Origin of the sequence: Helicobacter cetorum MIT 99-5656, from assembly GCF_000259275.1 — a bacterium.
Classification (GTDB): Bacteria; Campylobacterota; Campylobacteria; order Campylobacterales; family Helicobacteraceae; genus Helicobacter; species Helicobacter cetorum.
In genome coordinates, this window is record NC_017735.1 from 70,007 (window position 1) to 84,558 (window position 14,552).

Genomic DNA, 14,552 nt, shown 5'->3' on the forward strand with positions numbered 1-14,552 from the left:
GGGGTTACATAATAGCCCCCCCATGAAAAAATTGAAAAATTTAATGCTGTCTGAAAGGGCTGTCTACTACTTTCTTTCTATCTACAATGTAAGGCACTAATGCCATATGCCTGGCTCTTTTAATCGCTACTTCCACTCTCTCTTGCCACTTCTTGCTATTACCTGTCAATCTTCTAGGCATGATTTTATAGCGTTCTGATAGCGTGTGCTTGAGCATGTCCAAATCTTTATAATCAATAAAGCTGATTTTAGCTTCAGTATATTTGCAATAGCGTTTTGAATAGCGTTTTCTTTCCATAATGTCTCCTTAATTTAACCCTTAAAAGGGGATTTCTTCTTCATCAATATTGATTTCAGGCACGCTGTTTTGATATTTAGGTGGCTGTGCCTGTGGAATCTCTTTGGCATAAGTGTTTTGATAATTTGAATAATTTGGGCTTTGATTAAAATTATCATGATTAGGGGCGTTATAGCTCGTTTGGTTAGGATAGGCGTTATTGAAATTGTCATGCATGGCATTGTCTTCAGTGGGTTTTCTATCCATAAATTGCAAAGAGTCTGCTGTGATAGTGTGGCGAGAATTTTTTTTACCCATTTGGTCTGTCCAGCTCTCATAGGTCAAACGCCCTTCTATCAAAACGCTTGAACCCTTGCTTAGATATTGGTTAGCAATTTCAGCCGTGCGTCCAAACAACCGCACATCTATGAAGCATACATCTTCGCCGAGTGTACCATCTTGCTTTTTAAAACGCCTGTTTGTGGCTAAGCCTATTGTAGCTGCGGCTGAACCACTAGGTAAATACTTCAACTCCACATTCCTAGTCAAACGCCCTACCATAATCACCCTGTTAAACATCATAAGCCCCTAAATGTTGTTATCAAAATCACTCACTATGTGCTTCTGTGCTTTCTACTTTCTCTTCATTATGAGAGTGTGTTGGCTCAGATTTTTCATGCTTTTCTTTAGTGTGCGATGGCTTTTTGTTAGCTCTATCCACTAGCGAATGCCAAGCTTCTACCTCTTTCTTGCTGTCGTATTTAATGACAATAAAACGCAACACATCTTCATTAATGCGATACAATCTTTCAAGCTCCAAAATCATTGAAGGCTCCGCTTTGAAATAAATCACATAGTAGTAACCCCTTTTATGCTTTTTGATTTCATAAGCTAGATTACGCATACCCATATCTAAGCTAGTCTCAATCACGCCACTATGCTTAGTAATCACTTCTTTATAAAACTCAATTTTTGCTTTAATCTCTTCTTCTACTAGAGTAGGTTTGAGAATAAACATCGTTTCATAATGTCTCATTAACTCTCCTTGTGGTTTAACAGCCCTTTTTTTACTAAAAAAGAGCAAGGTCTAAAAAACCCTTGGATTATACCTTTCTTTCACTTGTTTTTTAATTAAACTTTTTAATTATTGATGATTTTTTGAATTTGTGCTAGATACAAAAAACCTAATTCCTTTTGTCCTTGCATGCTTTGAACATGCCATAACCTAAAGATTTCAAACACACGCTTATAGCCGACTTCTTTTAAGCGTAAGGCATTTTTAGCATAATTTTCTGCAATCTCTTTGGGTGGCACATAGCCTAGAACTTCTTTAGCGTCCACTAAACCTGTAGTCTTAATATGGGCGAAAAATAAAAAAAGCTGGTAAAAATACCTTTCTAAGCCCCTTAAAATGTCTTGGTCTTTCTTGCCTTCTTTCAGCAAATAATCATAGGTATTTAGAACGCTTTTTTTAAGAAAAAGCCCTAAAATGAGCTTTTGTAAATCCATATCCCCCGCATTTGAGCTTAATTCTTGAATGTCTTCTAAAGTAATAGGAGTGTTTAAAATAGCTAGTTTTTCTAAATCGCTCAATGCAATGCCTAAATCTTCGTTGTTAATTTCAAAAAGAGTGTTTAGCAAATGGCTGTTAATGTTTACCCCTAATGCATGGGCTTTTTCTTGCAAAAACTTCAAACTCTCCCAAGTTTTAGGGGTAAAAAAGCGAGCGTAAATGGCTTGGTCTTTTAAGGGGCTTTTTTGAAACATTTTTACCATGGTATCGCTACTATATTTGTATTTAATCAGCTCGCTCTTAGCTCCATAAAGTCCTACAATGAGTCTGTGATTACTGGGGCGTTCTAAGGCTTTTAAAAAAAGATTAATGTCATTTTCTTTGAATTTCTTACGCCCTAAAAGAGCGAAGTCTAATTTTAAAACCACTAAACTACTATCTCCAAATAGAGAATCTTGTTCTAAAAGTGTCATCACCTGACTCGTTTCATAATCACTCGCATAAAAAAACGAAGTCTCTATATTAGGATTACTCCGCTTGATAAGAGAGCTAATCATTTGAATGTAGTAATGGATAAAAAAATCAAACTCCCCATACAAAAACACCGCTTTTGGAAGATGCTGTTTCAAATAATTATCCAAATCTTTACGATACATAATCCTAAATCCTTTCTATGATTTCGCCTTTAACTTGTCCTAAAACTAAGTCAGCATGCGTGATTTTAACACGCACTTTTTCTAACACTCTAAAAGTTTTTGGGGTTTTTACTAAGACTTTTAGTCCTACAAGCTTTCCTTCTAATCCTACAACCACTTCATCTTTAATCTCTAAAACAATACCTTGAAACTCTTCTTCTAAATGCTCTAAGGCTAGGCGAGTGTATTTGCGTTTGACAAAATCCCTTTCAATTAAAGCGACCTTTTTTTGTAAAGCGTTTAATTCGGAGCATAAGGGGGGCATTTCTTCTAGCAAATACGAGCAACCTTTAGCTTGATGAAACAACAATTCTTTTAAAAGCCTATGTAAGGCTAAATCGCTATACCTTCTAATGGGTGAAGTGAAATGCGTATAGCTAAAAAACCCTAAACCAAAATGGCTTTCTTGAGTGAAACTATAGAGTGCTTCATTTTGAGATTTGATTATCAAGCGTGCAACTTCTCTTTCTAATTTCTTTTCTTTCGCCACTTTTAGGGCATATTCTAAAAATGGAAAAAACCCCATGTTTTTAGGGCGAATAATGTCATAGTCAAAAAGCTTAGCATAAAGGCGTTTTTGTTGCTCTAAACTTGGCTCTTTGTGGATGCGGTATATCCCCTTATTGTGAAAATGTCTATCTAATAATCTCGCACTAGATTGATTAGCTAGTAGCATAGCTTCTTCTATAAGGGTGTGTGCGTAGCTTGCTTTTTCTATTTCAATCTTTTCTATACGCCCTTCTTCATTCAAATAAAGCTTGTTTTCAAACGCATTGAAATCAAACCCCTTTTTTAAACGCTTATCTTTTAACTTTAAAGCAACTTCTAAAAACCCCAAAAGGCTTTTTTGTAATTCTTTGCTCAATGAGCTTTTTTTATGGCTTAGAAAATGATTGATTTCTTCATAACTACAATTAGCTCTAACTTCAATAATACCTTGAAACAATTGAGCGTTCTCTAATGCATTCAAAGGAATTTCATACACTAAAGCTAAGCGTTTTTCTTTTGCCTTTAATGAACATGCCCCTTGAGACAGGCTCAAAGGAAGCATGGGATAGACACTATTAGGAAAATACACGCTAAAGCCCCTAAGCCTAGCTTCTGTATCTAAGCTTGAATGTTTTGGCACAAATTCGCTCACATCAGCAATAGCTACAAACAAGACATTTTTTTCTCGGTCATAAAAAATCGCATCATCAAAATCTTTGGCATCTTTTGGGTCAATCGTAATGAAAGGAATGCGAGAGTAATTGATTCTATTTTTAAAATCTGTAGCTTTAATTTGTGCATAATGGTGGGCTAAATTCAAACAATCTTTTGAAAAATCCTTGATTCTATCAAAAAGACTTAAAGAAAGGTTTTCATCTAGCAAAGGGTCTTCTAAAGCCCCTAAAATTTCACTAATTTTACGCTTTTTAGTGTCAATTTTTACCACGCAATTTCTAGGCAGTCCTAATAAGGATTTTTGGCTGTGTTTTAAAACAAGGGCTTTTTTAAAAGGCTCTTTAAAGGAAAGGGCGATGATTTGGTTATTTTTTTTAGCTAAGTAACCTAGCATAAAAGGTGCTTCATCAGTGATAACGGCTTTAAAAAAAGCTATGGGGCGGTTTTTATGGGGCTTAATAGCACATAAGATAATAGCGTTACTATCCAAAGAATGGGGCAAATTCCTAATTAATGGGTCTTTAGGATAGCTTCTAGCTAAAGAGATTAAAAACGCCTTATTTTTATGCACTCGTTGAACTCTAGCGATTTCAAAGCCTTCTTTTAAAATATAGCGTTGATTTTTAAAATCAACCACTTCTTTTAGAACACCCCTTTCTACTAAAGGAGCGAATTTCTTAGGAATACCTTTAACCCCAAAAAACAGACTTCTTAAAAACCCTTGCATCAAAAAACACTTCGCATTATTTCAAATGCCTTTGAATAAGAGATTTTAGAAGAGCTAAATTTTTCAAAGCTTAAAGACGCTTGATAAACTAGCATGTCTTTTCCGTCTTGAAAATTTATATTTAAGTCTTTTGCTAGAGACAAAAAGGGCGTTAAAACCCCATACATTAAATCATAAGCAAGCTTACTTTCTTTAAAATACCCTTTCAAAATCTCTTTATCCAAAGGTAGTTCATTATTCAAACTCGCTGAAGTGGCATTAATAATCAAATCAAAGGCATTTTTAGGGGCATTAGTGAAACAAGCACAGCCTAATTGCTCAAAGAAATCTAAATGATTAGCAGAGCGACTCAACACGCTTACTTTTAAGCCTTGTTCTTTTAATCCGCATGCTAATGCTTTAGCACTCCCCCCAGAGCCTAAAATCAAAGCGTTTTGATAGCTTTTATGCTTTAGTGAAAGATAAAAGCCTAAGGCATCAGTATTGTAACCTACAAGCTGATTATTCTCTAAAACAAGGGTGTTTACCGACTTGCATTCAAGGGCTATGCCCCTGACTTCATCACAAATTTGAAACGCCCTTTCCTTAAAGGGTAAGGTTACATTAGCCCCGCTTAGCCCTAAGCCCAAAAACTCATCTTTGATATGACTCTCTAAAGGAAGCAATATAGGGTGGTAATGCCCCAAAAACCCTAAAGATTGTTGGTAAGCCAAAAAACAAGCGTTATGGATTAAGGGTGATTTGGAATGCTTAATGGGGTTGCCAAAAACCCCAAAGGATTTTAAAACCATAACTTCGCTTAATGAGACTTTTTCAAAAACTTCAAAAATACATATCCCTGAACACTCGCAGAAAGCTGGATTTTTGCCCAATCTTTTTGAATCTCTAGCACCTTCACGACCTGGTCTCTCAAAAGCGAACCGATGATTTTACCTTTTGTGCTAGGAAAAGCTCGCACATTCACGCCACTTGCCATAACCCTATAATCTCCCAACACTTCTAAAGACGCTTTTTTTACCACAGCATGCATGCTTTCTTTCTTAGATTGAATATCAGGCTGGGCAAGGGGGGGTTGTAACTCCTTGGTTTCTTGCTCAAATCTAACTTCTTGTTTATTTTCTTGAAGGGGGTTATTCTTTTTTTCTTTCACTTCTTTTTCAGAAGGAGTTTCGCTTTCCTTAATGCTTTCTTTAGTCTCTTCTTGGGTCTCTTCTTGAGTTTTTACTTCAGCTTTTTTGGAACGCTCCTCTTTAACGCTCTTATTTGAATGCCCTTTTACTTCATGCCCTTTCTCAACAGACATGCCAAGCACAACATACACTAAGGCATACACCAGCACAAACCCCAAAACAACCAACAGGGGCTGTGCAAAAAGTCTAAAAAAAAGTTTCATCTCTTACCTCAACGATAACAAAATTTTATAGTGTGTGGCTCTTTATAATGCTTCAATTACTCCCTATTGTATCGCAAAAAGGATAAAACTTTGAGAAAAGACTTAACGCTTTTCAAAATCAATCCTAGGGTCAATCACCGCACAGAGCAAATCACTCACTAAGCTTGCCACTAAACCTAAAAGCGTGAAAATATAAAGCGAACCAAAAACCACCGGATAATCCCTACTCACTATACTTTCATACCCTAATAGCCCTAACCCATCTAAGCTAAAAACAATCTCTATGAGTAGGCTTGAGCTAAAAAACATGCCTAAAAAAGCTTGTGGAAAACCAGCCACGACTAATAAAATCGCATTGCGAAACACATGAGCGTAAAAAATACGCCCCACTGAACAACCCTTAGCCTTAGCACTCACTACATAAAGCTTTCCCATTTCATCTAAAAAAGAGTTTTTAACCAAAAGCGTAAGGCTTGCAAAACCCCCCAAAGAAATACAAATCACAGGCAGGGTAATATGCCATAAATAATCCTTGATTTTACCTAGCGTGCTGAAACTTTCAAAATTATCGCTCACTAGCCCCTTTAAAGGAAACCAGTGCAAATAATTCCCCCCTGCAAAAAAAGCAATCAATACGACCGCAAACAAAAACGCTGGAATGGCATTTGCAACAATAATCACCACGCTACTAAGCACATCTAAAGGCTCATTATTATGTCTAGCCTTAAAAATCCCCAAAGGAATAGAAATCAGATAAATTAGAAGCGTGCTAAAAAGTCCCAAAGAAACAGAAACCGGCAGCTTTTCTTTAATCAAATCAACCACTTTAATTTGACGGTAAAAGCTCTCGCCAAAATCAAATTGCAAATACTTTTTAAGCATGAGCAAGTAGCGTTCACCTATGGGCTTATCAAAACCATAAAGCTTTTTCAAGCTCTCTTGCAAATCACTCTCCAAGCCTTGAGACCCCCTATAAATACTCCCCTTAGAAGCGCTTTGTGTTTCTTTAGATTGAGTGTTATTGATTTTAGCCATCATTTGTTCTACAGGACCCCCTGGGGCGGATTGAATAAGAAAAAAATTGATAGTCATAATAACCAATAAGGTAGGAATAATCAGCACCAAGCGTTTAAGAATGTAAGTAATCATTTAGCATGCCCCTTTTCATACTTTTTTGCCCACCATAAATAAGGCGAGAATCCATAACTAGGGCTAGTTTCAGGCAAGCCGATGTAATTGTATGTTGCAATTCTATAAGTGGGTAAATAAAAATGCGGAATCACATAAAATCCCCATAATAGCACTCTATCCATAGCTTGAGTGGCAACTACTTGCTCTTTATAATCTTTGGCATTGATAATTTTTTCAATCAAGTTATCCACGATTTTACTAGAAATTCCAGCGTAATTTCTAGTGCCTTTTTCCTTGGCACTACTTGAGCCAAAATAAAAGCGTTGTTCATTACCTGGAAAGGGTGATTGACCTATCACTCCCACCACCATATCAAAATCATAGCTTTTAACCCTATTGACATATTGACTCAAATCCACTCTTTGAATTTGCAATTCAATGCCTAACACTCTAAGGTTTTTAGCAAAAGCTAGGGCTAATCTTTCAAATGCTGGGCTATTTAAGAGCAAGGTGAAACTAAAGGGCTTATTATTCTTATCCACTAAACGCATGTTTTTAAAGGTGTAACCAGCACTTTTTAAAAGCCCTTGAGCGTATTTTAAATTCTCTCTCAAGTTGTAGCCCAAAACATCGGCTCCATCAGTTCTTGGCACGACAAAAGGCTCATCAAAAACCCTTTCATCTAAATTCTTTTCATAGGGGGTTAGCAAAGCTTTTTCTTCAGGACTTGGCAAAAGGGTGGATGCATACACAGAATTACTGAAAAAACTCGTGATGCGTTTGTATTGTGAAAAAAATAAGTTTTTATTTGCCCATTCAAAATCAAAAGCGTAAAACAAGGCTTCACGCACCCTTTTATCCTTAAAAATCGCACGGCGTGTGTTAAAGAAAAACCCTTGCATGCCACTTGGCATTTTATGGGCTATTAAATGCTTTGTGATTTCCTTGTTGTCTATAGCCTTTCCCACATAGCCCCTAGCCCAAACCTTAGCCACGCTTTCAATCCGCCAGTCATACGCCCCAGATAAAAAGGCTTGTAATGCAATCGTTTCATCTTTGTAATACTCAAATTTCACTTGATTGAAATTAAATTGCCCCTTTCTACTGGCTAAATTTCTTGCCCAATAATTAGGGTTTCTTTGATAAGTGATTTTCTTACCCACATCAAAAGAAGCGATTCTATAAGGACCGCTAGAAACCGGAATAAGCAAAGGATTTTTGGTGAAATAATCCTTTTTAAAGGCTTTTTTTGAAAAAATCTGTAATTGCCCTAAAATCAAAGGCAACTCTTTATTTTCGGTGGTTTTAAAGATAAATTTAACACGATGCCTGTCCAAAATAACACATTTTTCTACATCTTGATAGTATTGCTTATAGATGGGTGAGCCAAGTTTCATTATCGTATCAAAGCTAAATTTTACATCAACAGCCAAAATGGGAGCGTTATTGCTAAATCTTGCTCTTTTATTTAAGGTAAAAATCACATAGCTATTGTCCTTAGCCACTTCTACATCTTTAGCAATCAAGGGGTATTCTGCGTAAGGTTCATCTAAACTTTGTGCCATTAAAGTATCATAGATTAAATCCAAGCCTTCTGCCTTAGTGCCTTTAATGACAAAAGGGTTGAAACTATCAAAAGTTCCTATCGCTTCATTTCTTAAGACCCCACCCTTAGGGGCGTTAGGGTTAACATACTCAAAATGCGTGAATTTATCCTTGTATTTGGGTTCTTCACCTAAATACAAATAGGGCGTTGCTTTTAAAACATAAAATATCCCTAAAAATAAGCCCAAAATTCTCAATAACACTTAAATTAACCCCATTAAATCTTTAGCTTTTTGATAAGTAGCTCTTGCTAAAGGCCTAGCTTTTTCTACGCCTTGATTTAACACTATTCTCACTTCATCATCACTGATTTCTTTATATCTTTCTTGTATGGGTTTTAAGGCTTGGATAATAACTTCGGCTAATTCTTTTTTAAAATCCCCATAGCCCTTATCTCTAAAACGCTCTTCTATATTTTCTTTACTCTCATTACTTAAAAGCATATAGATATTCAAGAGATTAAAAATGCCTTCTCTATTTTCATCAAATTTAATCGTGCCGATAGAATCCGTAGTGGCTTTTTTGATTTTTCTAAGAATCACATCAGGTTCATCTAAAAGAAAAATCGCATGATTTACCCCCTTATGCGATTTACTCATCTTAACGCTTGGTTCATCTAGTCCCATAACCCTTGCCCCCACTTTTGCAATTAAAGGTTCAGGCACTTTAAAGCACATTCCAAAATCCCTATTAAACTTTTCTGCAACATTTCGTGTGAGTTCTAAATGCTGTTTTTGGTCTTCGCCCACCGGCACTAAATCCGTTTGATACAATAAAATATCTGACGCCATTAAAATAGGATAATTAAAAAGCCCTACGGTCACGCTTTTTGGGTTTTTCAAAGATTTATCTTTAAATTGCGTCATTCTTTGCATTTCTCCCATAGAAACTTGACAATCTAATAACCACGCTAATGCAGGGTGTTCATCAATTTCACTTTGAATAAACAACCCTGATTGACTAGAACTAATCCCACAAGCTAGAAGCAATTTGACTAATTCATAGCTTTGTGCTTTTAAAAACTTAGGCTCTATGGGTAGAGTAATGGCATGCGAATTAACCACACAAAAAAGGTTTTCATACTCATCTTGCATCTTAACCCAATGCTTAATCGCTCCTAGATAATTACCCAAATGGATTTGTCCTGTGGGCTGAATGCCTGAAAAGACTCGTTTTTTTTGCATTTTGTTTTCTCGTTAATTAAGGTGGCATTATTGTAGCAAGCTAATTTTAATATTTCAGTGTTTTCTAAGTTTTTAAGAACGCTTAATCCCAGAAAACAGCAACGCTTCATAGCTCAATTTTTCAAGGACCATATTTTTTAAAAAATGCTTTTTTTGCTTGAAATTAAGCGTTGAACCCCCCAAAAGACCGCATTTTTTAAGATGATTCAAACCATCTTTTTGATTCTCAAAACAAAGAATAAAACGCTTAGTTTCTAATTCTATTTGAAAATCCTTAAAAATATTTTTGATTAAGGATTTGAGTGTCATAAGATTTCTCAAAGGCGAAGTGGTGCCTAAAAATTCATGCACTTCATGCAAACTAAAATCCGTGTGAATGGCTAGTGCAACTTCCTTGCTAGAACAAGCAATTTTTTCTAAAACGCTTTTTAAATCCTTTGCCCATTGTAAAGACGAAGAAGCCACAATTAAATCATAAGTTTTAAAAGCATATTTTTCAAAATCCGCATGCTCTAAAGAAACTCTTTGAATGTTTGTGGAATGCGTAGGGTGTAGTTTGAGCATGTTTATAGAATTGTCCAAGGCGATGAAGTCCTTAATGAAAATACATTGTTGCTCTAGGGCTTTAAAAATAGCACCACTTCCTGAGCCTAAGTCTAAAACCCTAGTGTAATCTTTTTGCTTTAGATATTGAATGAGATACTTTGCAATTTGTTGTTGAATGTTTGCAAAAAGATTATAGGTGTTAGCATGCCTGTTGAATGAATGGAGTGAATCTAACATAACCGCCTTAAATTTAAAAACTAAATTTTAGTGTATTCTTAGCTAATTTTAGATAAGATTAAGCATAATTTTTGCTAAATTTTAGGGATATTATCTTTTACTTTAAGGAATCAGTGTTTATGACGAGTGTGCTATTAGGCTTACAAATTGTTTTAGCGGTATTAATTGTGGTTGTGGTTTTGTTGCAAAAAAGTTCTAGCATCGGCTTAGGAGCTTATAGTGGGAGCAACGAATCCTTATTTGGTGCTAAGGGACCAGCGAGCTTTATGGCGAAATTAACCATGTTTTTAGGTCTGTTATTTGTGATTAATACCATTACTCTAGGCTATCTCTACAACAAAGAATATGGCAAAAGCATTTTAGATGAGACTAAAACCAACAAGGAGCTTTCGCCTTTAGTTCCTTCAGCAGGCACACTCAACCCTATGCAAGAAACCCCAACTAATCCTTTGCTCATTCCACAAACAAAGACTCCTTCTAAAGAGCCTTTGAATCCGCTCTCTGTTGATATTTCTAAAAAAACAAAAGAACCAGCAAAACCACACACTCAAGCAACTCAAGAAAAGCCTAAAATCCATACAAAACCCACGCATGCTAACACCCATAAAAAACAACCCACAAAGGATGAAAAATAATGCTACAAGCTATTTATAACGAGACCAAAGATTTGATGCAAAAAAGCGTTCAAGCACTAAGCAGAGAATTTTCTACTCTAAGAAGTGCGAAAGTTTCAGTGAATATTTTAGATAATGTTAAAGTGGATTATTATGGCACACCTACAGCCTTAAATCAGGTAGGCTCAGTGATGAGTCTAGATGCGACCACCCTTCAGATTAATCCTTGGGAAAAAAACCTACTCAAAGAAATTGAAAGAGCCATTCAAGAAGCTAATATAGGCGTGAATCCTAATAATGATGGAGAGACTATCAAGCTCTTTTTTCCGCCTATGACAACAGAGCAGAGAAAACTCATCGCAAAAGACGCCAAAGCTATGGGCGAAAAGGCTAAAGTGGCTGTGCGAAATATCCGCCAAGATGCTAACAATAAAGTGAAAAAACTAGAAAAAGATAAAGAAATCAGCGAAGATGAAAGCAAGAAAGCTCAAGAGCAAATCCAAAAGATGACTGATGAGGCCATTAAAAAAATTGATGAAAGCGTGAAAAACAAAGAAGATGATATTTTAAAGGTCTAAGACAATGAATGTCAAAGAATGTTATAAAAACGCAAAAGCTCTCCTAGAAGGGCATTTTTTACTCAGTAGTGGGTTTCATTCTAATTATTATTTACAATCCGCTAAGGTATTAGAAAATCCTAAGTTAGCCGAACAATTTGCACTAGAATTAGCCAAACAAATTAAAGAAGCTCATTTGAATATAGAATGCGTGTGCTCACCTGCCATTGGGGGCATACTTGCTGGGTATGAACTTGCAAGAGCTTTAGGCGTGCGTTTTATTTTTACTGAAAGGGTGAATGGCACAATGACCTTAAGGCGTGGCTTTGAAGTCAAAGAGAATGAAAGGATTTTAGTGTGTGAGGATATTATCACTACCGGAAAATCCGCTATGGAATGTGCGAAAGTCTTAGAAGAAAAGGGTGCTAAAATTGTAGCTTTTGGGGCTTTAGCTAATAGAGGGATTTGCAAACGCACCCATTCTCATTTAGAAGCTAAAGAGGGGGCATGCTTGCCTAACAACTTACCCTTTTTTGCGTTAGAAGATTTTGTTTTTGAAATGCATGAGCCTAGTGCGTGTCCTTTATGTGCTACAAGCACTGCTATAAAACCCGGAAGTCGTGGCAACTAAAAAAAATCGTGCTAAAACTCTTTTAAAGCCAACGCCCATTAGAAACGCCACAAAAAATACTTCCCAACTTTCCCTAAAAGGGTTGGGTATTACCCTACGCTTAAAAGCTTTTATCACTGATATTTTTATGATTTACACCCCCATGCTTTATATTATGACTTATATTATCTTGGGAAGCGCAAAGAGTTTTAGGGAAAATCAAAGTGCGATTTTTCTATGCCTAGTTTTTTATGCCTTAACACACAGCTTGTTTATCGCTTTTAAAACTCAAAGCCCCGGAATGCGTTATGCAAATTTTAGACTAATCAAAAATAATGGCGAAAAAGTAGGCTTTTTCTTAGCCCTATGGCGCTTTATTTTATGGGTATTTAGCATGGGATTACTTATAGGATTTATCGCACCCTTTATTTTTAAGTTTTTCTTGCATGACAAACTCAGTGGCACTCACATTGAAGTGGAGCCACAATAAAAATTTTTTCATTAAGAAATAGGATATTTTTAAACAATAATTTTCTTTATTTCAGCTAAAGATTAGCAAAAATATGGTTTAATCTGTGTCATCATTTGCTAAAAGTAATAAATAAGGAGTTTGAGAGTCTGATGCAGCAAGCCACAGAAGCATTGAATCACCCCTATTTTGGCGTTTTTGTTTTGTTAGTATTCACCTTTTGGGTGTTTAATTTGACCTTAAGAATCCAGCGGTTTTTAAGCCGTAAGATGGCACAAAAAAAAGGCGAAAAGCTTAAGCTTGCTCCGTATGAATGCGGACCTGTGGCTCTCAAACAGCCTAATAGAATCTCACACCATTTCTATATTATGGCTATGCTTTTTATTTTATTTGATGTAGAAATTGTCTTTATGTTTCCTTGGGCGATTGATTTTAAAAAGTTAGGCTTGTTTGGGCTAGTTGAAATGCTAGGCTTTGTCTTCTTTTTAACTATCGGTTTTATTTATGCTCTCAAGCGAAACGCTTTAACTTGGCAAAATTTAGAGGTGAAGTAATGCAACAAGCACCAGTCGTTTTAAGCACTTTGGATAAATTATTGAATTGGGGGCGTTCTAATTCGCTTTGGCCTTTGACCTATGGCTTGGCATGTTGTGCGATTGAAATGATGGCAACAGGGGGTTCAAGGTTTGATTTTGATAGATTTGGCACCATTTTTAGAGCCAGCCCCAGACAATCCGATGTGATGATAATTGCTGGCACACTCACCAAAAAACACGCTGAGTTTATGCGTAGGCTCTATGACCAAATGCCTGAACCTAAATGGGTGATTTCTATGGGAAGTTGTGCGAATACCGGCGGAATGTTTAACACTTATGCGACCGTTCAAGGGGCTGATAGAATCATTCCGGTGGATATTTATTTGCCCGGCTGTGCACCACGCCCAGAGACCTTGCAATACGCCCTTATGGTTTTACAAGATAAAATCAGACGCTCTAAAGCGATTAAGCAAGACGCCCCTAAAAGGTTGATTTAATGATTAGAAAGCAATCCCCTTATGAAGATGTGCAAAAACAATCACGCCAGCATGACCGCTACAAAATCATAGAACCTACCCCTAAAAAATATTTAGAAGGTAGTGCTTATGAAGTTGTCTATAACCATCTCTCTTATAAGCATGAGATTTTAGACAAATTCATAGAAACCAACACCGCTGTATTTTGGGTTAAAAAAGAAGATATTTTTGAGATTGCTACCATACTACGCCATTTAGGTTATGAAACTCTAAGTGAAATGAGTGCGATAGATTTGTGTGCTAAAAAAGGGCATTTTGAATTGTTCTATCAATTTGTGGGTTTTAGTCATGGCTGTAAGAATCGCCGTAGGGTGCGTGTGAAATGTGTTTTAAAACCTAATGAAAGCATAGACTCCTTAAGCTTTTTATACCGCTCGGCTAATTGGAGTGAAAGAGAAGCCTATGATATGCTTGGTATTGTGTTTGATAAGCACCCTTATTTAAAACGCATTATCATGCCTAATGATTGGGTAGGACATCCCTTATTACGCTCTTATCCGCTTAAAGGCGATGAATTTGCCCAGTGGTATGAAGTGGATAAAATCTTTGGTAAAGAATACAGAGAAATTATTGGCAAAGAGCAACGAGATAGCGCTAGAATTGATGAAAAAGATACCTTCAATTTTGCAAAAGTTGGCTATGAACAAGGTAAGGGCGAAGCATTAAAAGAAACAGAAGAAAAACATGCGTTTAAGAAAATTCCTTTTGTCAAAGATTTGCACAAACTCGCTCCCACTATTTTAAAGAAGAGGCTATAA

At 36.3% G+C, this 14,552-nt stretch carries 18 protein-coding genes; 7 read left to right on the forward strand and 11 right to left on the reverse strand.

Annotation, left to right across the window (positions count from 1 at the left end; translation table 11 throughout):
• Positions 1-40: 40 nt before the first annotated feature.
• From rpsR to HCD_RS00390, 11 genes are all read right to left on the reverse strand, one after another.
• Positions 41-298: a 30S ribosomal protein S18 gene (gene rpsR, locus HCD_RS00340; protein ID WP_014658627.1), complete on the reverse strand. Its 258-nt coding sequence runs from the start codon at positions 296-298 to the stop codon at positions 41-43.
• A 21-nt stretch (positions 299-319) separates the two neighbouring features.
• On the reverse strand, positions 320-856 hold the full coding sequence (locus HCD_RS00345; protein ID WP_014658628.1) for a single-stranded DNA-binding protein: 537 nt from the start codon (positions 854-856) through the stop codon (positions 320-322).
• Between the two features lie 28 nt (positions 857-884).
• Positions 885-1,313 carry a 30S ribosomal protein S6 gene (gene rpsF / locus HCD_RS00350; RefSeq protein WP_014658629.1) on the reverse strand — a complete coding sequence of 143 codons (429 nt, stop codon included), beginning with the start codon at positions 1,311-1,313 and terminating at the stop codon, positions 885-887.
• Positions 1,314-1,417: 104 nt separating this feature from the next.
• Positions 1,418-2,446, reverse strand: coding sequence for a DNA polymerase III subunit delta (gene holA / locus HCD_RS00355; protein WP_014658630.1), 1,029 nt, complete (start codon positions 2,444-2,446; stop codon positions 1,418-1,420).
• Positions 2,447-2,450: 4 nt separating this feature from the next.
• Positions 2,451-4,376, reverse strand: coding sequence for an RNB domain-containing ribonuclease (locus HCD_RS00360; RefSeq protein WP_014658631.1), 1,926 nt, complete (start codon positions 4,374-4,376; stop codon positions 2,451-2,453).
• Positions 4,376-5,167 carry a shikimate dehydrogenase gene (locus tag HCD_RS00365; RefSeq protein ID WP_014658632.1) on the reverse strand — a complete coding sequence of 264 codons (792 nt, stop codon included), beginning with the start codon at positions 5,165-5,167 and terminating at the stop codon, positions 4,376-4,378. Before HCD_RS00365 ends, HCD_RS00360 begins: the two co-directional genes overlap by 1 nt.
• A gap of 8 nt (positions 5,168-5,175) precedes the next feature.
• Entirely contained in the window at positions 5,176-5,769 is a 594-nt protein-coding gene (locus HCD_RS00370; RefSeq protein WP_014658633.1) for an SH3 domain-containing protein, read from the reverse strand.
• A gap of 102 nt (positions 5,770-5,871) precedes the next feature.
• Positions 5,872-6,918: a microcin C ABC transporter permease YejB gene (locus tag HCD_RS00375; protein ID WP_014658634.1), complete on the reverse strand. Its 1,047-nt coding sequence runs from the start codon at positions 6,916-6,918 to the stop codon at positions 5,872-5,874.
• Positions 6,915-8,708, reverse strand: coding sequence for an extracellular solute-binding protein (locus HCD_RS00380; RefSeq protein ID WP_014658635.1), 1,794 nt, complete (start codon positions 8,706-8,708; stop codon positions 6,915-6,917). The genes HCD_RS00375 and HCD_RS00380 overlap by 4 nt, the downstream gene beginning before the upstream one ends.
• On the reverse strand, positions 8,709-9,689 hold the full coding sequence (gene trpS, locus HCD_RS00385) for a tryptophan--tRNA ligase (RefSeq protein WP_014658636.1): 981 nt from the start codon (positions 9,687-9,689) through the stop codon (positions 8,709-8,711).
• A 72-nt stretch (positions 9,690-9,761) separates the two neighbouring features.
• Positions 9,762-10,472, reverse strand: coding sequence for a methyltransferase domain-containing protein (locus tag HCD_RS00390; RefSeq protein ID WP_014658637.1), 711 nt, complete (start codon positions 10,470-10,472; stop codon positions 9,762-9,764).
• A gap of 119 nt (positions 10,473-10,591) precedes the next feature.
• Here HCD_RS00390 and secG point away from each other — a divergent pair, with 119 nt between their 5' ends.
• The 7 genes from secG to HCD_RS00425 all read left to right on the forward strand — a co-directional run bounded on the left by secG (position 10,592) and on the right by HCD_RS00425 (position 14,552).
• Positions 10,592-11,107, forward strand: a complete 516-nt coding sequence (secG, locus tag HCD_RS00395; RefSeq protein ID WP_014658638.1) for a preprotein translocase subunit SecG — start codon at positions 10,592-10,594, stop codon at positions 11,105-11,107.
• On the forward strand, positions 11,107-11,664 hold the full coding sequence (frr, locus tag HCD_RS00400; protein WP_014658639.1) for a ribosome recycling factor: 558 nt from the start codon (positions 11,107-11,109) through the stop codon (positions 11,662-11,664). The genes secG and frr overlap by 1 nt, the downstream gene beginning before the upstream one ends.
• Positions 11,665-11,668: 4 nt before the next feature.
• Positions 11,669-12,274, forward strand: coding sequence for an orotate phosphoribosyltransferase (pyrE, locus tag HCD_RS00405; RefSeq protein ID WP_014658640.1), 606 nt, complete (start codon positions 11,669-11,671; stop codon positions 12,272-12,274).
• Positions 12,264-12,743 (forward strand): RDD family protein, encoded by a 480-nt coding sequence (locus tag HCD_RS00410; protein ID WP_014658641.1) that lies wholly within the window; start codon positions 12,264-12,266, stop codon positions 12,741-12,743. The genes pyrE and HCD_RS00410 overlap by 11 nt, the downstream gene beginning before the upstream one ends.
• 131 nt (positions 12,744-12,874) lie before the next feature.
• The gene (locus HCD_RS00415; RefSeq protein ID WP_014658642.1) at positions 12,875-13,276 is read left to right on the forward strand and encodes an NAD(P)H-quinone oxidoreductase subunit 3; all 402 of its coding nucleotides are present in this window, start codon (positions 12,875-12,877) and stop codon (positions 13,274-13,276) included.
• On the forward strand, positions 13,276-13,755 hold the full coding sequence (locus tag HCD_RS00420) for a NuoB/complex I 20 kDa subunit family protein (protein ID WP_014658643.1): 480 nt from the start codon (positions 13,276-13,278) through the stop codon (positions 13,753-13,755). Before HCD_RS00415 ends, HCD_RS00420 begins: the two co-directional genes overlap by 1 nt.
• Positions 13,755-14,552 carry an NADH-quinone oxidoreductase subunit C gene (locus HCD_RS00425; protein ID WP_014658644.1) on the forward strand — a complete coding sequence of 266 codons (798 nt, stop codon included), beginning with the start codon at positions 13,755-13,757 and terminating at the stop codon, positions 14,550-14,552. The genes HCD_RS00420 and HCD_RS00425 overlap by 1 nt, the downstream gene beginning before the upstream one ends.